This is a genomic window from Trichocoleus sp. DQ-U1 (assembly GCF_039961925.1).
In the GTDB taxonomy this organism is placed as follows: Bacteria; Cyanobacteriota; Cyanobacteriia; order Cyanobacteriales; family FACHB-T130; genus FACHB-T130.
The window spans coordinates 1-23,677 of the sequence record NZ_JAMPKB010000039.1 but is presented as its reverse complement, the minus strand read 5'-3'; the positions used below and the strand labels follow the sequence as shown (position 1 = coordinate 23,677).

Sequence of the window (23,677 nt, the reverse complement as noted above, 5' to 3'; positions counted from 1 at the left end):
TGCCTTTTGCCTTTTACCTTTTGCCTTTAAAGGACTTGCTCAACTTCGGCAATTTCGGGGATAAATTCACGCAAGCGGCGCTCAATTCCCATTCTCAGCGTCATTGCTGAACTAGGGCAAGATCCGCAGGCTCCTTGGAGGCGTAGCTTCACGACTGGACCGTCGATGTCTACCAGCTCAACGTTACCACCATCGGACATTAAGTAAGGGCGCAGTTCATCCAAAACTTGTTCGACGTTTTCTGAAGTCAGTGCCAGTGTTTGTGACATGGTTAGTTTACCTTATCGAATCTTTCTTTCTATTGCAGCTATGTTGATCCTAGTTCACGCAGAGATAAAAACTCATCGCGAAAATGGAGAACACTGGGGACAGCCGAGAGGGTATCGTAACGCGGACCGCCTATACCGCTGCTGGTTCCAGTAACTTAACGTTCGCGTAGTTGAACTCGGTGGTCGTTTTTTGACCTTGCTCATTCGCGTGAATTACCTGCTTGGTCATCACGTAGTAATCGCCGACTTTCTCGAAGGTATCCTCAAATTGCATTTCTCTGAGCAATTCACCTGTCTGAGGATTCTGGAAGACAACATCGTAGCGACTGGCGGCGTAGCCTTCTCCGGTGTCTAAACTTTCAGCAGTATCGATGACAAATGCCATTCGACCCATTACCCGACTCACCTGGCAAATTTCAGTGCCTCGGATTTTGTAGTTAGATCCCATCGCATCGCCTTTAACCAGAATTTCCGTAGCGCCGCTGGCGTCCGTTTCCCCCAGGTTAAATTCGTTCTTGCCGTGAGCTTTGTCAAAAGACCCCCGCTTGCGGTGGGTGACAATATCCCTGAGCTGAGTATAGATGCTCTCTTGCACCGTTTCGTCTTCGATGCCGGTAACTTCAACAGTCATGTCGCTGTTGATGCGAATTTTGCCTTTGTAGACTTCATCACCTTGCTTGAGTTCTACATCAGCACTATATCCTGGGAAATTAGTATCCCAGGTGTAGCGGTTTTCGTAGGCAGCCCGAAACAAGTCACGAGCATTTGCTTGCTCAGTCATAGACTCTTACTTTAATCAACTTCTTTCCTAGTGTAAAAATGTTTGCAGAGTAGTGACACGGTTTGGCGACACAATTATCTGAAAACTGGGGTTAGCAGAAAAACCCGACAGCGTCGCTGTACCCACCTAGATTAATAGCTCTTTTGAACCCGTCTATAGCGTAGTAATCATTACTGGAGGTTGATACAGGGGTACAGTGACCATGACTGTTGAGCCGAGTCCTTCGCCGTAACGATGAACATGAATATTGCCAGCCATTGCTTTGAGCAGCTTTTGGGAGATTGTTAGTCCGAGTCCCGTACCCGCGTCGGGAGTTGTGGGAGAGCCATTCACTTTACCGAACAATTGAAACTAAGGCACCGGCTTATGTCCAGTGCTTTTCCCAAACTTTCAACCGTTTGCTGAAAATCGCTTTTAGATTGAGTGTGCGATCGCTCCTGTTAGCAATTTGGTTCAAAGTTTTGGTACGGTTCGGAAATTGGCTCAGTCATAGAATCCTGTTGACCTCGCAGGCTATGTTGGCGTGCTTGCTTTCTCGAAATTTCATCGTAGAGCCTGAAACTACCAGCAAGCAGCTTGTTTGTGCTTTCAACTGGTAGAGCCAACTCAATCCAATTTCATCAATCCCCGAAAGTAGCACCTACATTAACAATCCATCGAACCTGTCTGTTGCGTTGAAATCATTACCGGCTCTTGATACAGAGGCACGGTGAACGTAACTGTTGAACCCAGACCTTCGCCCATACTGTAGAAGTTTACGACCCCACCCATTGCTTCTACCAGCCTTTGAGATATTGCCAATCCCAATCCGGTACCACCGTACTGTCTAGTGCGAGAGCCATCCACCTGGCTAAAAGATTGAAATAGTTTGTCTTGCTTGTCAAGGGAGACGCCAATCCCCGTATCGGCGACTTGGACTTTCACGACGCCTGGACATTCTTGTCCTCCAAACTTAAGTTTCTTTTTACTGACCTCGGCACTGACCGTGACGCCGCCTTCATGGGTAAATTTGATTGCATTCCCTATCAGGTTTAACATCACCTGGAGCAGCCGCTGGTAGTTGCCATACAGGATAATTTCATCGTAGGTAGATGGCATTTGAATGCATAAGCTCAGGTTTTTCTGCTGCGCCTGATTCTGGGTAAATTCCTCAACATCCCCGAATAGTTCTTCCAGCTTCACCTGTCCCAGTTCCAGCTCCATTTTGCCTGCTTCAATTTTGGCGACATCGAGAATGTCATTGATCAGGTTGAGGAGATGTAAAGCTGAACGGTAAGCATCTTGGATAAAATCCAGTTGCTCTTCTGGCTCGTCTACCGTCCCATCTAGGATCAGCTTCAGGGAGCCAATCATGCCGTTTAGCGGTGTCCGAAGTTCGTGGGAAGTATTTGCCAGAAACTCTGATTTGAGGCGAGAAGCTTCTTCTGCTTGTTCGCGGGCTTCTTCTAATTCTTTATACAGGGTGGCGTGAGCGATCGCGGTTCCCACCTGATCTGCCAGTTCTCTAACTAACTCAACTTCGGCATCGTTCCATCGCCGAGTGCGATCGCACTGTTGCAAAGCGATGACGCCATTTGGCTGGTTTTGATAGCAGGTAGAAACGACTAATACCGATTGTTGCCCAAACGCATTCACCCCAGCCTGTTCTACCACAACTGGCTCGCCTTGTGTCTCCAGTGCTTGCCTTAGGTAGGGTTGCTCGGCAAGCTGTAACTGTTGTCCCAGCATCGACCGAAACGTCTCCTGGCAATACTCCGCCACCACCTGCACTTTGGGCTTAGAACTTTCGTAGTTGCAGATGATGCAGCGACTAACGTTAAGCGCTTCTCCTAGCCCTCTAACCGTTTGCTGCCAAATGGTATCTAGATCGAGCGTGCGACGGATATTCCTAGCAATCTGACTCAGCAGTTTTTGGTACTGATCTGGACTTGACACAGTTGACTCGAAAGTTGGCAGTGAGACATTAACAGGAGCCGCCATCAGAGTATACCTGTAAACTGCAAAAGGAGAAGAAGCTAATGATTACCAGCCGTTTTCTGTGATAGATACAACCTCAAAAGACTTGCCCTGCGGCTAAAGTCTACATCTAGAGTGTTCTTTATTTTGCATTAATCGTTCCATTCCCCTCTTGGAGGCACGGGCGGATTCCTCTCTAGGTTCCGAGTCAGTTCATCATCTCGATCTCGTTCACCTCTAAGCCACTGCCGAATTGCCGTCTCAATGACCTTACTCGGATCGTTGGTCAGGTGCTTAATTTGTGCTAACAGTTCAGAATCAAGGTGGATAGAAATTTCCACCTTTTCGGCTGAACCCTGAGAATATCTGGCCCGATCGTTCATATCAGTGCAGTGATGACATTTCCAAGCAAAACCAACGCGGAAGAGGATGCGCCGTCTTTCCATGCTAACTGCTGATGCAAGCAACGCAGTCAGTAGAATGCCGCTCCTATCCTAATGGGCAACAAAATTTTGCAATTCCGATCCCTAGTATGCATTCTGACATTCTCTGGGCGCTAACTGCTAGTTGGCAATAGCGCTCTATTTTCTGGTGAGGGCGGCTGCTCCTGAAGCATTGCCACTTTTCGGTAGAGAAGTCGTTCTCTCATCAGAAAATTACCCTTTTTTTAAAGGTTTTTCATCAGAGCAGTTTTTGCATGGATTTAATTCCAATGTGCCCTAATCTACTTGAATACACAAGATTTCTTTTTAAGTCTTTAGATTCACAATACCTTTTGCTGTGTTCTCATCACCCTCCCATGCCAAATTAAATGGTTATCGCTTCGCTTGACTGACTGTTTGACAGTTACTCAGTCCTCCTTCCTCAACCCTCAGTCCTCCTTCCTCAACTCTCAGTCCTCAGTCCTCCCTACTCAACCCTCAGTCCTCAGTCCTGCATCTATTTTTATCGCTGTCTCTGATTTAGGTAAACCGCGCAGATTTTCTACTGTATAGTCATCGAAGGCGGTAACTGTCCTACTCAAAGTTAAAGAATTGTTTCACGTTGACAGAAGGGACATATCTGCGGCTGTCCTAACTGCCTGGGCATCGGAAACATTACAATATTTGAAGTCCGCTGAACTTTTCAATTGCCGTTCGTGCCTTTTTGTTTGGCTATGACTGACGTACCTGTTTCTCGCATTCGTAATTTCTCGATCATTGCCCACATTGACCACGGAAAATCCACTCTGGCGGATCGCCTCTTGCAGTTTACGGGCACGGTGCAAGATCGGCAGATGAAGGAACAGTTCCTGGACAATATGGATTTAGAACGGGAGCGCGGCATTACGATTAAGCTGCAAGCTGCCCGAATGAACTATACCGCCAAGGATGGTCAACAGTACGTTCTAAATCTAATTGATACACCTGGTCACGTAGACTTTTCCTACGAGGTGTCGCGTTCCCTCGCCGCTTGCGAAGGCGCACTCTTGGTAGTGGATGCCTCTCAAGGGGTGGAAGCGCAAACGCTTGCCAATGTTTATCTCGCCCTTGAGAATAATCTGGAAATTATTCCAGTATTAAATAAAATCGATCTCCCTGGAGCTGAGCCAGATCGGGTAAAGGGAGAAATTGAAGAAATTATCGGACTGGATTGTAGCGGTGCAATTCTCGCTTCTGCGAAAGAAGGGCTTGGGATTGACGAGATCCTGGAGTCGATCGTTCACTTAGTCCCGCCGCCGATAGATACGGTGTCCCAACCGCTGAGAGCTTTAATTTTTGATAGTTACTATGACAGCTATCGGGGTGTAATTGTATACTTCCGGGTGATGGATGGTACGGTCAAAAAAGGCGATCGCGTTCGTCTGATGGCGACTGGCAAAGAATATGAAATTGACGAATTGGGTATCCTTTCCCCGACTCAGAAGCCGGTGAACGAACTGCACGCCGGAGAAGTGGGCTACCTAGGAGCGGCAATTAAAGCGGTGGAAGATGCTCGCGTAGGAGACACCATTACCCTAGCGAATGCCCCTGCTAGCGAGGCATTGCCCGGTTACACCGAAGCGAAGCCGATGGTCTTTTGCGGCTTGTTCCCTACCGATGCTGACCAATACCCAGACTTACGGGAAGCCCTGGAAAAACTGAAATTAAATGATGCGGCGTTGAACTACGAACCGGAAACGTCCAGCGCAATGGGGTTTGGCTTCCGCTGCGGCTTCTTGGGCTTGCTGCACATGGAGATCGTCCAAGAGCGTCTAGAGCGGGAATACGATTTAGATTTGATTATCACCGCTCCTTCGGTGGTCTATCGGGTGATTACCAATAAGGGAGAGGAAGTCTACATTGATAATCCCAGCCACCTACCGCCGCCGAACGAGCGGGAAAAAATTGAGGAGCCTTATGTCAAGGTAGACATGATTACCCCAGAAGTCTATGTGGGGACTTTGATGGAGTTATGTCAAAACCGGCGTGGTGTCTTCAAAGATATGAAGTATTTAACGCAGGGGCGAACTACGCTGACTTATGAGTTACCCCTGGCGGAAGTGGTGACGGACTTTTTTGACCAAATGAAGTCCAGAACTCGCGGCTATGCCAGTATGGAATATCATTTGATTGGCTATCAGGAAAATCCCCTGGTTAAGCTAGATATTTTAATCAACAACGACCCCGTTGATGCCTTAGCGATGATTGTGCATCGGGATAAGGCTTACAACGTAGGACGTGGTTTGACAGAAAAGTTGAAGGAACTGATTCCCAGGCATCAGTTCAAAATTCCGATTCAAGCCGCGATTGGCAGTAAGATTGTCGCCAGCGAACATATCCCCGCTTTGAGAAAAGATGTGCTTGCCAAGTGCTACGGCGGTGATATTTCTCGAAAGAAAAAGTTGTTGCAGAAGCAGGCTAAAGGGAAGAAGCGCATGAAGTCGATTGGGACGGTTGATGTACCGCAATCAGCTTTCATGGCGGTGTTGCGCCTGGATCAAGAGTAGCGCTTGGATTGAGACTACTGAATTGAGACTTACGCTGGATTTTTAAGCTAAGCTTAGGAATCCAGCGTATTTTCGTAGCTTCGTGTCTTACATAGGGTGCTATTCCAGGCTGAGAGTGGGAAAGGAACGAACTTGAGGCGAAGAAATGAATGCCGAGGAGCGATCGCTAATCTTTACGATATCTTCATCGATATGTTCAAAGATTTATTGAAAATCCAGGTACATCTGGACACCGTCGCATGGCAAGGTTAGTCTAAGATGGATTCCAACTCTTAAAAGACTCAATTGCCAGATGAGAATTTTAGTCACAGGTGGTGCTGGTTTTATCGGTTCCCATCTGATCGACCGGCTAATGACGCAAGGGCATGAAGTCATTTGCCTCGATAACTTCTATACCGGACACAAACGCAACATCCTGAAGTGGCTGGATAATCCATATTTTGAACTCATCCGTCACGACATCACCGAACCGATACGCTTGGAAGTGGAGCAAATTTATCACCTAGCTTGCCCCGCCTCTCCAGTACACTACCAGTTCAACCCAGTAAAGACCGTGAAAACGAATGTCCTGGGTACGCTGAATATGTTAGGACTGGCAAAGCGGGTGAAGGCAAGATTACTCTTGGCTTCCACGTCAGAAGTGTACGGCGATCCTGAAATCCACCCCCAGACTGAAGAATATCGCGGTAATGTCAATACGATAGGAATTCGCTCCTGCTATGACGAAGGCAAGCGAATTGCAGAAACACTGGCGTTTGACTATTATCGCCAGAATCATGTAGAAATTCGAGTCGCGCGAATCTTCAACACCTACGGCCCTCGAATGTTAGAAAATGACGGTCGAGTGGTTAGCAACTTTGTAGTGCAAGCTCTGCGGGGTACCGCCCTAACGGTTTATGGTGATGGTTCGCAAACCCGAAGTTTCTGCTACGTTTCAGACCTAGTGGAAGGGCTGATGCGGCTGATGAATGGCGAGCATACGGGACCGATTAATTTAGGGAATCCCGATGAATATACGATTTTAGAGCTGGCTGAGGCTGTCCAAAAAATGGTGAACCCAGACTCGAAGATTAAGCTTGAGCCACTGCCAGAAGACGATCCTCGCCGACGGCGTCCGGATATCACGCGGGCAAAGACTTGGCTAGATTGGGAGCCAACAATACCCTTGCAAGAAGGGTTACAACTGACTATAGAAGATTTTCGCGATCGCTTAGCTTCTCTGCCGGAGAATCGCATCCCCAGCGATTCGTGAATTAGAGTCCTTTGTCAAAAGTTAATTATCAATGACTTTTAACAAAAGACTACCCAACAGAATCGTACCCCCAGAACTGTCATTCCAATTTTTTTGAGGTTTACTCCTATGCGTGTTTGCGTAATTGGCACTGGATATGTTGGCTTGGTCACGGGTGCCAGTCTTGCTCATATTGGACATCATGTCATCTGCGTTGACAATAACGAAGAAAAAGTCAAGTTGATGAAGGCGGGACAGTCCCCGATTTATGAGCCAGGACTGTCAGAAATTATGCAATCGGCTTCCCAGTCAGGGCATCTTGAGTTCACTACCGATTTGGGTGCTGGAGTGGCTCATGGAGAAATTTTGTTCATCGCAGTAGGGACGCCCGCTTTGGCAAATGGTGAAAGCGATACCAGATATGTTGAAGCCGTTGCCCGTGGAATTGGCGCTCATCTTGACGGTGGTTACAAAGTCATTGTGAATAAATCCACAGTGCCAATTGGTTCTGGGGACTGGGTGCGGATGATTGTACTTGATGGCGTTCTGGAACGCCAAAAGTCCCTAGTGGGAGCTGGTGGCGTTGTTACCGAGGAGTTGACACTAGAAACAACTCCTCAGTTTGATGTTGTTAGCAATCCAGAATTTTTGCGCGAAGGTTCGGCGGTTTACGACACCTTTAACCCGGATCGGATTGTGCTGGGTAGCACCAATCCGAAAGCGATCGCCATGATGCAGGAACTCTATGCTCCCATCGTCGAGCGCCAGGTGGCAGAAGACAAATCCTTACCGCAAGTGCCCGTCGTGGTGACAGACATTAACTCTGCTGAGATGATTAAGTACGCCGCGAATGCCTTCCTCGCAACCAAAATCAGCTTTATCAACGAAGTTGCCAATATTTGCGATCGCGTTGGTGCTGATGTTACCCAAGTCGCTAAGGGGATCGGTTTGGATTCTCGGATTGGTAACAAGTTCTTGCAAGCTGGGATTGGCTGGGGTGGTTCCTGCTTCCCGAAAGATGTCTCGGCTTTGATTCATACCGCGGACGACTACGGCTATGAAGCTCAACTGCTCAAATCTGCTGTGAGTGTCAACCAGCGCCAGCGCGTGATTGCGATCGAAAAACTGCAACAGGCGCTAAAAATCCTCAAAGGCAAAACGGTGGGATTGCTAGGTCTGACTTTCAAACCCGATACCGATGATATGCGCGATGCTCCAGCGCTCAATCTCATCGAGCAACTCAACCGGCTGGGAGCGAAAGTGAAAGCCTACGATCCAATTGTTTCTTCAACTGGGATGCGTCATGGGTTAACCGGCGTGATGGTGGAAACCGATCCCGAACGGCTGGCTGATGGCTGTGACGCCCTTGTGTTGGTGACAGACTGGCAGCAGTTCCAGACCCTAGACTACAGCAAAATGTCTAAGCTGATGAACAACGCGGTGATGATTGATGGTCGTAACTTCCTCAACCGGAAGGAAATAGAAAGCGCCGGTTTCCAATACATCGGTGTTGGTCGCTAGGAAAAGTTTTGAGTTAGGGAGTTATGAGTTATTAACTCATAACTCCCTAACTCTTTGCCTGACTTGGTGCCAGATTAGACCAGCGACAATTAATCCCAGACCCATTTGCCAGATTTGCGGCTCTACCCAGAAAGCCAGGAACAGGCAAGATCCTAGACCTGCCCAGGCTATCCATTTGGGATAGAGCCGTTCTGAATCTGGCATTTTTAATGCTGCCAGATTAGTAATTGCGTAGTAAATCAAGACGTTAAAGGCACTGAATGACCAAGTCGTTTTGACATTGCCAAGCAGAACTAAAAGGGCGATCGCAATTCCGACCACGACCACCGCTAAATCGGGTGTCGTTCCTTGCCGATTTAGCCGTGCCAAAATTCTGGGCATATCCCGGCGTCTTCCCATCGCCAGCAGCACGCGGGACAAACCCAAAATCAAGTTTAATAGTACCCCCAGCATCGCCGCAATCGCACCAATTGATAAAATCGCCGCACCTCTTGAACCGGCAACGCTGCGAACTGCCACCTCGAGGGGTGCTGCCTGTGCCTGGGTTGGTTTGCCCAAAATTTCTGTCCCGACCGCCCCAATGCCAACCGTTGCCACTGCCATGTAAAGCAGCATTGTCACCCCCAGGCTAACAATCATCGCGATTGGAATTGTCTTTCGGGGTTCCCGTGCTTCCTCGCCCAACGTGGCAATCCTTCCATAACCCGTGTAAGCCACAAACATCAGCGCACTGGCTTGGAGTACCGTCGCCGGAGAACCTTTGAAAAATGGCGTGAGATTTTCTGTACCAACCTCTGTGGCGCGGGGTAGACAGATAAGGACAAAGAAAATTAAAGAGAGCAGCGACACCGAGACGATGGCAATATTGGCGCGATTAGAGCGGCGAATCCCGCTCAAAACAATTAAAGTCATCAAAATTGCCGCAGCTAGCGCCGTGGGAATCAGAAATCCCCGCCCATACAAACCTGTCGCATTCAGCAAGTAGCCAGCAAAACCCAAAGCTGCCGTTGCTGCTGAAGCAGTCTTTGCCAATAGAAACATCCAGCCTGCGGTAAAACCCAGACTCGGATTGAGATACTTGTAGCCATATTCGTAGCTGCCACCACTGACGGCGTGATTCGCTGCTAACTGGGCACTATTGAGACCGTTGCAGGTTGCCACAACGGCTCCAATCGCGATCGCCAAAATTACCGCCGGTCCTGCGATTCCGGCGGCAATGCCGATGCTGACAAACACGCCCGTGCCCACGATCGAACCCAAACCCATCATCGTGGCACCCAAAACCCCTAACTCTCTCTGAAGCTGCGGGGGTGAGGTTCCAGCAGTCACAAGATATCTCCCAGATAACACTACTGTTATCCTAAGGCTGAGAGGTTAAGACACAGTTGTGCGATCGCTTACCTTAAGGAATTAAGGATAGAAAAGGGGTGTTCAACCACCGCTCCTTATCCCTGTTCCTTTTAACGCGGTTCTGACCCTGCGATTGCCTACTAACCGATGACGATTGACTAAAATCAAGGATTATTGGGAACGCGCTCGATTTGGGCATAGCCACTGAAAATTAGCTTATCTCCTTGGGTTTCCAAGCGGTTAATTCGCATGGTTACGCCGTCGAGATTAAAGCGATCCAAATCGACCATGTTATCTAAAATTTCCGCAAACGCCGATGTCAAGGTCTGAGAAATTTCCCGTGATTCTTCTGGAACCGCCTCTGGTTGAAATTGGGGATCTTTAAACCGAATGCGACGCCGCCGTTCCACGCTTAAGGTTGATTTCATGCTGAGTGGCACCAATCCTTTTTCGCCCAAATCTGCCTTTGCAAAAATTTGCACTTGGTTTTCGGGCAGCAGCTGTACTTGGACTTCGGTAAAGGAAACGGGCTGACCGCCAGATAAATCTGTCAAAGCTGGTGTGGAAATATCTTGCAGGCGCTTCTGCACCAGTTCTGCCTGAAAGGATTGGTTAATATCTGCCTGGGTTAGCGTCACCTGTACAACTGCCTGGGTGGGTTGCTTAAGGCGAATCTGACCTTGCATTACACAGCTGAAGTCAATCGAGACGGCGTCTGTCTCAAACGACATCTCCTCGGTGCGAAACTCGCGGCGAATCACAAGACCACTACCGCTCATTTTGAAGCTGTCAATACTGCCCTGCAAAAGCTTGCTGGAGGGATAGCAGCGAACAGCAACTTCCACAGACTCACTCTGGGTAAACATGTGGCGAATAGTCTTGCTAGCGACTGTATTGAGGAGGCGTTCTCCCCAATCAGTGCCAGTATTGTTTGTGAAACCAGTAAGGCCGCCTAACATAATGTTTCGCGTCCATAAGAGTGCTTACTCTCTTGTTTGTAACAAAATATTAACAAATAAGCAAGAAGACCTAAGACAGAGAGAACCCCAGAGAGCCTACTGCTTAAGGTTATCAGCCGGAAAATGGCGCGATTGATAGAATTTTCTGAATTTTCCAATTAGTTACAACAATTAGAGTCGCAGATTTGAGCAGATCGCCCTCTTGATGCGCGATCGCCTACAGCATCACTAGGTGCTGCAAAGACTCTGGGCTAAAGATCCCAGATTACTGCCAAAAGTTGCAAAGTATCATTGGAGACAATTAAATTTCACAATCTCTAGAGTCTTATGATGCCAGTAAGGGCAGGGCTTCCCTACTCCTTATGACAGATACACGAAAATTACTTGGAGTGTGGCAACGAAAGCATCGTGACTCAGACTAGGGGAATTTTGAGCGACTGGTGTGGGATGAACACTGTTCTGTATTCTTAAGTTGACGGCGATGACACGGATCATTATTCGATATTACGATCCTAGCTATCCCTATCTAGAACGGGCTATCCGTTCGATTCAGGGAGATTTTGATATTGTTGTATACGATGATGGAAGCAATATTTTTCCTGATTTGGCTGCTGTTAAAAGTAGATGCCAAATTAGACGACTAGAGCATAAAGGGCCAGCTTCTACGCTGATACAGGCTCTGACTGATGCAAAAAGAGAAAATGTAAAACAAGTATTTATTCTAGATGGGGATGATGAGGCGCTAGAGAGTTTACCAAGCTTTCTCAATGCATCCTTAGCATTACCTTATACAGCAGTTATCGGGCGGTTCAAGGATGTGCCTTCCCCGATTTACCAAGCCCAGGGAAATGAATTATTTCGAGAAGCGATCGCTAATTTAAAATTCTGCCCTCCCTGCTTCAGCCTCAAGATTGGAGACTGGGTACAAGACTTGCCCCGCATCTTCAACCTAGTGCAAACCGAATATCTCTCAACTGGCACTTTATTTTTAAGCTTATTCCTCTCTGGTCAAACCGGGATTTCTGTTGCTGAACAAGTGATTATCTGGAGACAGCACGAAGCCCAAACTTACAGACATCACCACCAGGAAAGACATTTAACGGTACAGAGAATTTGGCAAATTTATCATCAAAAAGCTTTCGAGGAATATAGCCAAATCTTGTATCTCAATCCCCATGATGCTGTTGCTTATTACAATCGGGGTAATACTTGCTCCAGACTTGGCGATGGTCAAGAAGCAATTGAGGATTACACTCAGGCGCTGAATATCAATCCTAATTTTCCTGAAGCTTACACTAATCGAGGTGTCGCACGCTTCGATTTAGGAGATAGTCAAGGAGCGATTGACGATTATACTCTGGCATTGCAGCTTAATCCTAACTTTGCCGCCGCCTACAATAACCGGGGAAATGCCCATTCTAAATTGGGTAACTATCCAGAAGCGATCGCCGATTTGCAGACATCTGCTCAACTTTTCTCTGTTCAAGGGGATATAAGTAACTACCAGGGATCGCAAAACCTCTTAGCTGAAGCCTATTTTAAAATGGGAGCAAGATTGTGGATGCAAGAACAGATTGAACAAGCGATCGCTTGTTATCAGAAAGCGCTGGAAGTTAAACCTGACTTTCCTGAAGCCTACTACGATTTAGGCATGATTTTCCAGCAAAAGGGTAGAGTTGCCGAGGCAATGAGCTATTACCGTAAACTCTTAACAATCAAGCCTGAATTTTCAAAAGCTCGTTATCAAATTGAGACAATATTGAAAGGTTATCAATTTTCTACAGACTGGTTTAGCCGCAACCTTGATATTTTGAATGAGCATGTTAAACCCTTATCTAAAATACCTGGATTAAATATTTTAGAAATAGGCAGTTGGGAGGGACGATCTACTTGCTGGTTTTTAGAAAAAATTTTGATAGATAGTTCTAGCCAAATTACCTGTATAGATACCTTTGCAGGTAGCTTGGAACATCAAAGATATGAGCGTGACTATTTAAGCTCTATAGAAGAGCGTTTTAACTTTAATATAAATCGTACAGGTGCAGCGGAAAAGGTGCGGAAAATAGTAGGTAAATCTCAACGAATATTGCGTTCGTTACCCTTGGATTTTTATGATTTAGTTTACATTGATGGCTCCCACCTAGCCAGCGATGTTCTGGAAGATGCAGTTTTAAGTTGGGCGCTTGTCAAAGTAGGCGGCACGATCATTTTTGACGATTATGATTTTATTTTTGCAAAAAATACTTTTCAAAATACAAAGGTGGGGATAGACGCTTTTATATCAGTATTTTCCGATAAAATTAAACTCATCCATAAGTCTCATCAAATTCTTCTAAAAAAACTTTTTTCTTAGACTTGGTTGTTTTTATTTCCTGAAGACAATCCTGGTTGAGATAAGTTATAACAGCAGTATAATAACTGTCCAGAAAGTACATCACAGTTAGCGATTGGTTAAAGGAACAACCCGTGTAAACAAAAACGTAGTGACTTCGGCAAAGCAGAACTGCGATTGGTTGTTCAATATTTCTTAATATCTGCAAGAGAGAGCAATTATGAAACCCTTAGTGAGAAAAGTTAGCCTAGTGATGGCAGCCTTGCCTCTAGCAGGAGTCATCAGCTTAGAAAAAGCATTGGCACAACCCATCATTCCGGCTGCTGATGGCACTGGTACCCTTGTCAACGTCAATGGCGATCGCTTCGACATCACTGGCGGTAAGCTATCAAGCCAAGGTGAGAATCTCTTCCACAGCTTTAACCAATTTGATCTCCATCAAGGTGAGATTGCCAACTTCCTATCCACCCCCAGCATTCAGAATATTCTCGGTCGAGTTGTGGGTGGAGATGTCTCCGTCATTAATGGCTTAATTCAAGTCACTGGCGGCAATTCAAACTTATTTTTGATGAATCCAGCCGGAATTGTATTTGGCAACAACGCTAGTCTAAATGTGCCTGCATCTTTCACTGCCACCACCGCCAACAGTATCGGCTTTGGCAATAATTGGTTTAATGCCATCGGTAACAATAATTATGCCGCTTTAGAAGGAAATCCCAGCACTTTTGCTTTCACGGCTCCCCAACCCGGTGCCATCGTTAACTCTGGAAACTTAGCAGTAGGACAGGGGAAAAATCTCACCTTACTCGGTGGCACTATCGTTAATACTGGGCAACTTTTGGCACCAGAAGGAAATATTACTGTGGCAGCGGTTTCCGGCGGAAAATCCGTGCGGATTAGTCAACCTGGAAACCTACTCAGTTTGGAGGTCGCAACTCAGAATTTTAATCCCCAATCCCCTATCCCTAATCCTCAATCCGTACCGCAGCTGCTGACTGGCGGAAAAATTGGGAATGCGACTAAACTCACTGTTAATAGTAAAGGTCAAGTGGTACTCACGGGATCTGGCGTTGCAATCCCCACCGATACAGGTACTGCGATTGTAGCTGGCAACCTTAACGCATCCGGTCAGACTGGCGGTAAAGTGCAGGTTCTGGGTGACAAAGTAGGGCTGGTGGGTGCCAACATCAACGCTTCCGGCAGTCTTGGCGGCGGAACGGTGCTAATTGGCGGCGATTATCAAGGGAAGGGCACAGTACCAAATGCCTCTAGAACATATATCAGTCCAGATTCTTCGATCGATGTCGATAGCAAGAACAACGGTAATGGGGGTCGTGCGATCGTTTGGTCTGACAAGGCAACTGAATTTTACGGCAATATCAGCGCTCGTGGCGGCAAAAATTCCGGCGACGGCGGATTTGTGGAAGTTTCAGGCAAGGAAAGCTTAACTTTCAAAGGTAAGGTGGATACGCTAGCGCCACAAGGTAAGGCGGGAACCTTACTACTTGATCCACTCAATATCACGGTAACAGATCAAAGTGCGGGTCCGGGAGCGCAAGACGTTGAATTAGCCGATGGCACAATTCTTGAGGGTGATGCTCCTGCAAATTTCATCATTTCGGAAACCGAACTGGAAAATGCCTCCGCCTCTGGCAATGTGATTTTGCAAGCGACTAACAACATCACTATCAACGATCTTACAAGTGACGGAACTCTGAACTTCGGCGGCGGGCCTGCTACGTCAATCACTTTTACGGCAGACGCTGATGGTGATAAGGTTGGTTCTTTTGTGATGCAAAATACGGCGAACACCATCCGAACCAATGGAAGAGATATAACAATTTCCGGAGCAAGTATCACTGTTGGAAATATTAAGATCGATCCTCCTCCTGGTTTTGGTCCGTTCGGGAAGATTCAACTCACCAGTAGCAACGGCGCGATCGCTACCGGCAATCTAGACACCTCTAACTTATACGCGAACAGTGGAAGTATCATCCTGGATGCCACTAATGGAAACATTCTTACAGGTGATATTACTTCCTCTAATAATAATAATGATGGTGGTCTGGTGAGTTTAACTACTAACACCGGCACAATTACAGTTAATGGCGATATCAATTCCTCCTCCACCTCTTATTTTCAATCTACAGGCGGCGCAGTCACTTTAGAAGCTGGCAGTAACATCACTACAGGCACAATTAATTCTTTTGCAGAAGCTGACATATTTTTCCTTGGAGATAATCCAGGAGCTACAGGGGGTGACGTCAAGATAACATCTGGAGGCAATCTTAAAACAGATGCCATTAATTCCTCTGCTGTTGTTAGCCAAACAAGTGGTGGTGCCACTTTATTCGATGCGATAGGCGGCTCAGTTACCTTAGATGCCCAAGGTAGTATTCAAACCGGCGATATTGATTCCTCTGCTACTGACCCCATCGTTGCTACAGGGGGTGCGGTCAACTTCACAGCTAAGGACGATATAATCACCGGCAACATTAATTCCTCTGCTACTGTTAATCCCCCCCCTCCCGATCCAGATTTTCCCGATCTGGTTACTAATGCATTAGGTGGGTTAGTTAGCTTAACAACAGATGACAATATTACCTTTAATACGATAAATACCCAAGCTAAAGAACAAGTAGATGGAATCGATGGCTCACTCAGCGGTGGTAATGTCACAATATCTTCCCTAGGAGTTGTTAAGGGACTGAATATAATTGGCGGCACTTCAGCAACCATCCTCACCAGTGGAGTGACCCAAGGAGGCTCTGTTATCATCCAACATGATGGGGGGCAAGATAACTTTCAATTTATCGTCGGCGATGCGACTAACAACGGTACGGCGGGAGCGATTGATACGGGTGGAAGTAGTGGGAATGGGGAGCTGATTTCTCCTGCACAAACCATTCCATCTATCGATACTCTGATTCCCAATAACAATACCTTTGAGGTGGGCAATCCTAGTGTTGATGGTATTCAGATAACCTTTATTAACCAAGCACCGACTTTGACCGCAAATACTCTGCTAACGGATACTCAACAAAATCAGTCGATTACATTCACTGTTGCGAGTTTAAATCCATCTATAACCGATGCAAATAGCGATTTTACCTCAATACGCATTGATGCCATTAATGGGGGAACGCTGACCAAACAAGATGGTACCGTGATCGTACCGGGAACCATTTTGTCTTTGAGCGATGTTTTAGTTTACACACCGCCAACGGGTGCGACTGGTTTGCTCAATGCCTTTACAATTAGTGCGAGCGATCGAGTTTCCTTCTCCGCCCCGCAACAGCTCACCATCAATGTAGCTGAGCCAATCCCCACACCAATTCCCACGCCAATTCCAACTCCAATCCCCACACCAATTCCCACACCAATTCCCACACCAATTCCCACGCCAATCCCCACGCCAATCTCCACGCCAACACCTTCCCCAACGCCACTTTCCAGCGAATTATCACCACCGCAGGAGACGCCACTGACACGAATACCGGCAACGAGAACCCTTGCCTCAGTCGAAATCGATCCGGTTGTTGCTCAAATCGACCAAGAGTTTACAAGGCAATTCCAGCAATATTTGGGACTCGCTCCCGATCTTCCCCTAAAAACCTTGGATGAGGCGCGTGAAATTCTTAACGAAATTGAGAAAGCAACTGGAGTGAAACCGGCACTCATTTATGTTGCTTTTGTGCCTGCAACAGTTACACCAGGAACAGCAGCAGATAAAAGTCAACTCCCTTATCCCGCGCCACGATTAGATATTCTTTGGCAATTCAACTCTCAGGGATTAGCCCTAAATCAGCTAGCTCAACTTCCAGCTCAATCGTCAAACAATCCCCTACCGCAGGATAACGACCAACTCGAACTCGTCATTGTGACAGCTAAAAAGCCACCAATTCGCAGGAGAGTCACAGGGGTAACACGCCGACAAGTTCTCAAAGTCGCCCAGGAATTTCGCTCAGAAATCACTAAGCCGCTTAAAACAAACCGTTACCTCAATTCTTCCCAACAACTCTATAAGTGGTTGATAGCACCCGTAAAAGCTGATTTAGAAGCTAGCAAGATCGATAATTTGGTTTTCCTCATGGATACAGGGTTGCGGAGTCTTCCGGTTGCTGCCCTCCATGACGGTCAACAATTCCTAGTGGAAAAATACAGCGTCGGACTCATGCCGAGTCTCAGCCTAACCGATACTCGTTACCGGGATATTAAAAAAACCCAAGTCCTGGCAATGGGAGCAGCCAAATTTACCAACCAAAACCCCTTACCCGCCGTGCCCGTGGAATTGTCCATTATCGCCTCTTCCCTATGGTCGGGTAAATCTTTCCTCAACGATGCCTTCACTCTGAAAAATCTTAAGGCGCAGCGTCAGCAAGAACCTTTCGGAATTGTTCACCTAGGCACGCATGGGGAATTTAAGTCAGGAGAACCGAGCAATTCCTATATTCAGCTGTGGGACACCAAGCTGAGATTGGATCAGCTGCGGGAGTTAGGTTGGAATGACCCTCCTGTAGAATTGCTGGTGCTAAGTGCCTGTCGCACAGCCTTGGGAGATGAACAGGCAGAATTAGGCTTTGCCGGGTTATCAGTGCAGGCAGGCGTCAAGTCAGCCCTAGCGAGTCTCTGGTACGTCAGCGATGAAGGGACTTTGGGGTTGATGACAGAGTTCTACGAACAATTGAAAAAAGCGCCCATCAAGGCGGAGGCGGTGCGTCAGGCACAGGTGGCAATGCTCAAGGGCAAAGTGCGCTTAGAGGGAGGTCAACTCCGCACCCTCAATGGCAGCTTTCCCTTGCCACCCTCAATGGCTGGACTGGGAAATAGAAGTCTTGAGCATCCTTTCTACTGGGCAGCTTTCACGTTGATTGGCAACCCTTGGTAAGAGAAGGGAGGAGAGATGACTGAGGGCTGAGAGGTGAGGACTGAGGACTGAGAGGTGAGGAAAAAAGGGCTGAGGAAAAAAGAGGTGATACCAATTCTTTTTAAAGATGCGCTTAATAAATAGATAGTGTTTTGCGTGTCAAGAGCGATCGCAAACGAGCAAAGGCAAACGCTGAAAACAGGCTGGCAAGCACTAACTAGTCCGATGCGCTCGTCAACAGCTTGCCATCGAGATGCCTCCCACAAAGTCCTCACTCCACTTCACCCGATCGCTCGCCTGCCACTGAAGCTCTATTATTCTATTATTAAGCGCATCTTTACAGAGAATTGGTACGAGATACATCGGCACGGGAATGGCAATCAAAAATCTGCTACCGAACATGAGAACCACAATATGTTCAAGCCATCTGAGAAACGCTATAGATATAGAGACATATCACTTTTTCACGTTCTTTTTCTAACCAAACCGTATTACCCCTCACCAGCTTTTACTTCAAGTAATATAAAATTATTCCTTTGATATTAAAATGTTCGTTAAGTTCCAAGGTTATCAGTTAATTTTGACGTTTATAACCATCAAAACTAACAAGAGTTAAATCTTTATTTAGAAATACAATTGAAAATTTCAATACATCTACTAAAATTACCAAATCGAAATAACTGATAATATAGGTGCTGGCAATATTGGATAATTAGCTTAAAAATTAAGTTATACCTTTTAAGGGAATTCTACTTAATGACCATATTGCATTTAAATTTGATATTTATGATAAGAATGAATCAAGCATTATAGTTCTAAAGATATGGAGAATACCTGTTACTTTTGCAAGCTCCGTTTGCACCTTCTCTCAAAAAAATCTCAGAAAATGGGCGGTTACTTCACGAATCAGAAACAATCCTGTAACAATGAATTCCTGGTGTTTTCTCAGATATTTAACGATTTTACACCGATAGGGGCTTGCATAAAAGCATCTGATATATTACTTTATTCGTTCAGTCTAAGCCCTGAGCTAAGTATCTCTAGCTTCTGATTCAGTTCCTAAAATTTGGATAGAAGATAAACTTTCATTAAAGGTTATTGCTCCACTCCTTAAGTTAAACTGTACGTCATGGTTTCGGAGCAGATCGCCTAGATAAAGGTGCTTATGGAAAGAAGCAGCAGCGTGTTTTAGGAAAAGGTCTGCAAATGTATTTTTATTGCTCGCGGCTTACTCCCTTACTCTCTCCATCCTGCCATAGGTATACATTTCAGACCTCAGGAGGATGCTTTGTAGTGACCGATTCGACGATTCTGGCGTACAGAGAGGAGTTAGGCGATACATACAGAGTTACTACTTAAGTAGATGAGTACAAAGAAACCAGAAAGATAATCACCCGTTTTTTTGACAAACGGGTGTTTCAGAGTGTGGTCTTTTTTGCAGATTTTGACCACTCAACATACCTTAATTTATAATTTGCGCGGGATTTGCTTTGAGGAAGAAAATATCATGTTTGAGAGTACGGGAATACTCATGGGAATGTACAAAACCCTATTTTGGCTCGCTCAAGTTACACCAGTCGATCCAACGGTGAATACTCCAGAAGAAGCGGCACTTGTCTTTTCAGGGCCTCAATTTTTTGTAGCGCTGATTTCTGGGATAGTGTTAGCTTTTGCGTTGCAATTATTGTTAACCAACCTCTCAGTCGCCGCCGGGATCTCTTACTTGGGTCATCAATCAGATTCAGATTCCGATCGGGATGAATCTGGAAGTTTGGGAGGGACAATTCGCAAAATAGGGACAGCAGTCGGAATTTGGACGCTGGTGACAGTCACCATTGCGTTAGCGATCGCGTGTTTCCTGGCAGTGAAACTGAGCTTGATTAGCAGTGGCGGCTTGGGTGCCATTATCGGTCTGGTAATTTGGGCAACCTACTTCTGCCTGCTATTCTGGGTAAGTTCAACGACAGTGGGATCGTTAGTGGGTTCAGTTGTTAATACTGCAACCAGCGGCTTCCAAGCAATTGTCGGCACAGCAACCGCAGCAATCGGCGCACAAGCTGTAAATAATCAAGTTGTGTCAACCGCAGAGGCAGCAGCAGCAGCTGTGCGGCGAGAACTGGGATCGGGAATCGATCCTGCCAGCATCCGCGAGACGCTGGAGGATTATTTAGGGTCCTTGCGTCCCCCTGAACTCGATATACAAAAGATTCGGGGTGAATTTGAAAGATTGCTCAACGACCCGCAACTAAAAGCGATCGCTAACACCGATAATCTTCGCAACATCGACCGCCAAACATTTGTAAATTTGGTAAGCGATCGCACAGACCTCTCGAAACGAGACCTTAACCGCATCGTAGACCAACTCGAAGGCGTATGGCGGCAAGCCGTGGGATCGCGAGAACAACAAACCGATCGGATGGGCGAACTGCTCAACTATCTCAAGTCTGCACAACCGGGTCAAGTGAAGTCAGATGATATCAACGCCAAACTCGACCAGCTGATTGCAGAGACGCGCGACTCTAAAAAAGCCGATCAAAAAGCAGCCGACGACGCAGCTCCTGGTCCAATTCAGCTAAGCGTTCAGCAGGGTTTAACGACCCTGATGGGATTAGCAATGGGACGCACAGATCTCTCAGATTTAGATGTGCAAACCATCTTAAGTTCCCTCTCTAAAGCTAAAGACAAAGTAACCGAGCAAACCGACAAACTAGCGACTCAAGCAGGAGTTAAACCAGAACTCCCCTACAGCACCATTCGAGCAGATATAGACAACTACCTGCTCAACACGTACTCCTGGCAGATTACCCGACCAGGACTTAACCGGGAATTCAAAGAAGTCATCTACGACCCCCAAGGAGATCCGGGGACAATTCGCCGGGAATTGGAGCAACTAGACAAGTCATATTTTGCCAACCTGTTGCAACAACGGGGCGTCTTTACCCAAGACAAAATCAACGACATTTCCGATCAATTGGAAGGCATCCGGCAAGAAGTTTTGGTGACAGTGCGGGCAGCTGAAGAAGAAGAAAGGACGCAAGACCTGCGCCGCCGAGTTGAAGATTATATCCGAACAGCACCCAAGACAGAACTGAGCGCAGAAGGCGTTAACGACAATTTCAAAAAGGTGCTAGAAGACGCAGATGCCGACCATGACACCCTTGAGCGTCGTCTTGCTTTGTACGATCGCTATGCCTTGATGCAATTGCTGCGGGGACGCGAAGACATCGGCGAGACAGAAGCTGACGCGATCGCTACGAATTTAGAACAATCACGCGATCGGGTGCTGATCGAATCCCAAGCCCTCCGAGACCGAATTCAATCGGAAACCGAGGCAGTGTGGCTCAATTTAGAGTCCTATCTGCGGAACACTGGCAAAGACGAACTGAATCCTGAAGGCATCCAGCGAGATATCAAAACTCTCCTGAACGACCCGCAGGCAGGAATGTGGGCACTTCGGTCGAGAGCTTCTCGCTTTGACCGCGATACCTTAGTCCAGCTACTGAGTCAGCGACAAGACTTGAGCGAGGACCAGGTAAATCAAATCATCGATCAGGTGCAACATTCTTGGAGCAGCGTTGTCCAAGCACCGCAAATGGTCGTAGATAAAGCCAAAGAGCAGGTAGACAAAACCAGCACGGCTCTAGCAGATTACCTGCGGAACACTGGTAAAGACGAACTGAATCCCGAAGGCATCCAGCGGGATTTGACCAGGCTGCTCTCCGATCCCAGAGAAGGTGCGACGGCACTGCGGCAACGGCTATCTCAAGTAGACCGCGATACCCTGGTGAAGCTACTGAGTCAACGGCAAGACCTAAGCGAAGAGCAAGTAAATCAGGTCATCGATCAGGTGCAGGGTACGATCAAAAACATCGTCAGAGCGCCTCGTCGCCTTGCCACCCGGACGCAGGCACAAATCCAAGATTTCCAAAGCACGCTACAAGACTACCTGCGGAATACTGGCAAAGACGAACTCAACCCAGAAGCAATTAAGCGCGATTTGCAGTTGTTGCTGCACGATCCGCGCACCGGAGTTGAGAGTCTGACCGATCGCCTATCTCACATCGACCGCGACACGATGATCTCTCTGCTGTCGCAACGGCAGGATATCTCTGAGGAAGAAGCTGCCCGAATTGTGGATCAAGTCCTCTCGGTACGCGATCAATTTGTGGAGCAAATTCGCAGCATTCAACGGCGAATTCAACAGACGATTGACGGGATTTTTGCTCAAATTCGCAACTACCTCAACTCGCTGGATCGCCCAGAACTCAACTATGACAGCATCAAGAAAGATGTTCGCAAGTTGTTTGACGATCCGCAAGCTGGGTTTGATGCGTTGCGCGATCGCCTCTCCCATTTCGATCGCAATACTCTGGTTGCCATCATGTCTTCCCGCGAGGACATCTCCGAGGAAGATGCTAACCGGCTCGTCGATCAAATTGAAGGCGCACGCAACAGCGTCCTGCAACGGGTGGATCGCCTCCAACAGGAAGCGCAACGCCGCTTAGACGAAGTGAAGTATCAAGCGCAGCGGCAGGCAGAAGAAACTCGCAAAGCTGCTGCCTCTGCCGCTTGGTGGCTGTTTGGTACGGCAACTGTGTCTGGGATCGTTTCCGCGATCGCTGGCGCTTTAGCCGTTTCCGGTCGTTAAAGTTACCGATTTTCTCCGCTAATCCATAAACGTAGGGGCAGGATTGTTTTCCTGCCCCTACTGCTTTTTTATAAGCCCAACATCCGGTTAACTTGCTCGGAAGTTAAAGGTTTAGGCGAAATTTTGGGATCGTAGTCTAGCTGTCGCAAGCGATCGCGTAGAGCTTTGAAACTCGTTGTTTCCAGCAATACCAAATTCTGATATACAGATTCTTTTGGCATTTCCACTCTTAAAATCACATCTTGTAGCTTCTCTTGTTCTATCGCGTGTAAAATTTGCTTGCAAAATAATTCACGCTTCGACACCTGAGTTAATGTCACTAAATACCAATTTCTTTGGACAGGAACATTCGGTGAATCATCTTGAGGTATGTTCTGCACGGTATAGATTTAGGGAGATTGGGTGACGGCAAATTGATGGAGGGAGCGCTAGGGACACGGCATGGCAGTGCCCCCGCTAAGAAGAATAAACTGGCTTCCACCATTCATAAAAATGGTTTCAATTAGCTTTAGGCAATTAATAACTCATTAAAACTTTTGAAAGTCATTATTAACAAGTCAGTAACTAATTCAGCCTCCAGAAAATATTTCATAGCTTCATTCCCCACAATAGTGTAGCAGGAGTCTGGGAAAGCTTCATTTTCTTCAATATCTTGGAATAAATGAAAATAATTTTTCGTTAGCGGGACTTAAACAGATTTCAAGCCCAAATAAAACCCAAAGCAGCTTTATAGGCTGAGAATACATCTCGATTAGCGTTCACCCACTCCATAAAACGGAAAGACATCGCTGTCCG

At 46.9% G+C, this 23,677-nt stretch carries 14 protein-coding genes and 1 pseudogene; 6 read left to right on the top strand and 9 right to left on the bottom strand.

What is annotated here, in order from left to right; translation table 11 throughout:
• Positions 1-26 precede the first annotated feature (26 nt).
• From NDI34_RS17005 to NDI34_RS16985, 5 genes and pseudogenes are all read right to left on the bottom strand, one after another.
• Complete coding sequence (locus NDI34_RS17005) at positions 27-269, bottom strand: NifU family protein (RefSeq protein WP_190411328.1); 243 nt, start codon at positions 267-269, stop codon at positions 27-29.
• A gap of 130 nt (positions 270-399) precedes the next feature.
• The gene (locus NDI34_RS17000; RefSeq protein ID WP_190436810.1) at positions 400-1,050 is read right to left on the bottom strand and encodes a DUF3386 domain-containing protein; all 651 of its coding nucleotides are present in this window, start codon (positions 1,048-1,050) and stop codon (positions 400-402) included.
• 153 nt (positions 1,051-1,203) lie between these two features.
• Entirely contained in the window at positions 1,204-1,383 is a 180-nt protein-coding gene (locus NDI34_RS16995; protein WP_199299671.1) for an ATP-binding protein, read from the bottom strand.
• 312 nt (positions 1,384-1,695) lie between these two features.
• A pseudogene (locus NDI34_RS16990) lies at positions 1,696-2,970 on the bottom strand (ATP-binding protein); the annotation flags it as partial.
• A gap of 188 nt (positions 2,971-3,158) precedes the next feature.
• A complete protein-coding gene (locus NDI34_RS16985; protein WP_190411356.1) occupies positions 3,159-3,389 on the bottom strand; it encodes a type II toxin-antitoxin system CcdA family antitoxin in 231 nt (76 codons plus the stop codon).
• A 773-nt stretch (positions 3,390-4,162) separates the two neighbouring features.
• Here NDI34_RS16985 and lepA point away from each other — a divergent pair.
• From lepA to NDI34_RS16970, 3 genes are all read left to right on the top strand, one after another.
• Positions 4,163-5,974, top strand: a complete 1,812-nt coding sequence (gene lepA, locus NDI34_RS16980) for a translation elongation factor 4 (protein WP_190411324.1) — start codon at positions 4,163-4,165, stop codon at positions 5,972-5,974.
• A gap of 292 nt (positions 5,975-6,266) precedes the next feature.
• Positions 6,267-7,226, top strand: a complete 960-nt coding sequence (locus NDI34_RS16975; RefSeq protein ID WP_190526465.1) for a UDP-glucuronic acid decarboxylase family protein — start codon at positions 6,267-6,269, stop codon at positions 7,224-7,226.
• 108 nt (positions 7,227-7,334) lie between these two features.
• Positions 7,335-8,726 (top strand): UDP-glucose/GDP-mannose dehydrogenase family protein, encoded by a 1,392-nt coding sequence (locus NDI34_RS16970; RefSeq protein WP_190411322.1) that lies wholly within the window; start codon positions 7,335-7,337, stop codon positions 8,724-8,726.
• 36 nt (positions 8,727-8,762) lie between these two features.
• Here the strand turns inward: NDI34_RS16970 and NDI34_RS16965 are convergent, their stop codons facing one another.
• Together NDI34_RS16965 and NDI34_RS16960 are read right to left on the bottom strand one after the other, a co-directional pair.
• Positions 8,763-10,055, bottom strand: a complete 1,293-nt coding sequence (locus NDI34_RS16965; protein WP_348233255.1) for an APC family permease — start codon at positions 10,053-10,055, stop codon at positions 8,763-8,765.
• Positions 10,056-10,240: 185 nt separating this feature from the next.
• Positions 10,241-11,035 carry a DUF2993 domain-containing protein gene (locus NDI34_RS16960; protein ID WP_348233254.1) on the bottom strand — a complete coding sequence of 265 codons (795 nt, stop codon included), beginning with the start codon at positions 11,033-11,035 and terminating at the stop codon, positions 10,241-10,243.
• 481 nt (positions 11,036-11,516) lie between these two features.
• Here NDI34_RS16960 and NDI34_RS16955 point away from each other — a divergent pair, with 481 nt between their 5' ends.
• Together NDI34_RS16955 and NDI34_RS16950 are read left to right on the top strand one after the other, a co-directional pair.
• On the top strand, positions 11,517-13,388 hold the full coding sequence (locus NDI34_RS16955; protein ID WP_348233253.1) for a tetratricopeptide repeat protein: 1,872 nt from the start codon (positions 11,517-11,519) through the stop codon (positions 13,386-13,388).
• A 199-nt stretch (positions 13,389-13,587) separates the two neighbouring features.
• Complete coding sequence (locus tag NDI34_RS16950; RefSeq protein WP_348233252.1) at positions 13,588-18,255, top strand: CHAT domain-containing protein; 4,668 nt, start codon at positions 13,588-13,590, stop codon at positions 18,253-18,255.
• Here the strand turns inward: NDI34_RS16950 and NDI34_RS16945 are convergent.
• Entirely contained in the window at positions 18,216-18,509 is a 294-nt protein-coding gene (locus tag NDI34_RS16945) for a hypothetical protein (protein ID WP_348233251.1), read from the bottom strand. The two genes, NDI34_RS16950 and NDI34_RS16945, sit on opposite strands and share 40 nt — an antisense overlap.
• 1,232 nt (positions 18,510-19,741) lie before the next feature.
• Between NDI34_RS16945 and NDI34_RS16940 the strand changes: the two genes are divergently transcribed.
• Positions 19,742-22,882: an MFS transporter gene (locus NDI34_RS16940; RefSeq protein WP_348233250.1), complete on the top strand. Its 3,141-nt coding sequence runs from the start codon at positions 19,742-19,744 to the stop codon at positions 22,880-22,882.
• 68 nt (positions 22,883-22,950) lie between these two features.
• Here the strand turns inward: NDI34_RS16940 and NDI34_RS16935 are convergent, their stop codons facing one another.
• Positions 22,951-23,262 (bottom strand): chromosome segregation ATPase, encoded by a 312-nt coding sequence (locus tag NDI34_RS16935; protein ID WP_190411315.1) that lies wholly within the window; start codon positions 23,260-23,262, stop codon positions 22,951-22,953.
• Between the last annotated feature and the right edge of the window lie 415 nt (positions 23,263-23,677).

Excerpts from the sequence above, each read along its gene's own strand:
- NDI34_RS17000 (WP_190436810.1), bottom strand. The coding sequence starts at position 1,050 with ATGACTGAGCAAGCAAATGCTCGTGACTTGTTTCGGGCTGCCTACGAA.
- lepA (WP_190411324.1), top strand. The coding sequence starts at position 4,163 with ATGACTGACGTACCTGTTTCTCGCATTCGTAATTTCTCGATCATTGCC.
- NDI34_RS16985 (WP_190411356.1), bottom strand. The coding sequence starts at position 3,389 with ATGAACGATCGGGCCAGATATTCTCAGGGTTCAGCCGAAAAGGTGGAA.
- NDI34_RS16970 (WP_190411322.1), top strand. The coding sequence starts at position 7,335 with ATGCGTGTTTGCGTAATTGGCACTGGATATGTTGGCTTGGTCACGGGT.
- NDI34_RS17005 (WP_190411328.1), bottom strand. The coding sequence starts at position 269 with ATGTCACAAACACTGGCACTGACTTCAGAAAACGTCGAACAAGTTTTG.
- NDI34_RS16955 (WP_348233253.1), top strand. The coding sequence starts at position 11,517 with ATGACACGGATCATTATTCGATATTACGATCCTAGCTATCCCTATCTA.
- NDI34_RS16975 (WP_190526465.1), top strand. The coding sequence starts at position 6,267 with ATGAGAATTTTAGTCACAGGTGGTGCTGGTTTTATCGGTTCCCATCTG.
- NDI34_RS16950 (WP_348233252.1), top strand. The coding sequence starts at position 13,588 with ATGAAACCCTTAGTGAGAAAAGTTAGCCTAGTGATGGCAGCCTTGCCT.
- NDI34_RS16940 (WP_348233250.1), top strand. The coding sequence starts at position 19,742 with ATGTTTGAGAGTACGGGAATACTCATGGGAATGTACAAAACCCTATTT.
- NDI34_RS16960 (WP_348233254.1), bottom strand. The coding sequence starts at position 11,035 with ATGTTAGGCGGCCTTACTGGTTTCACAAACAATACTGGCACTGATTGG.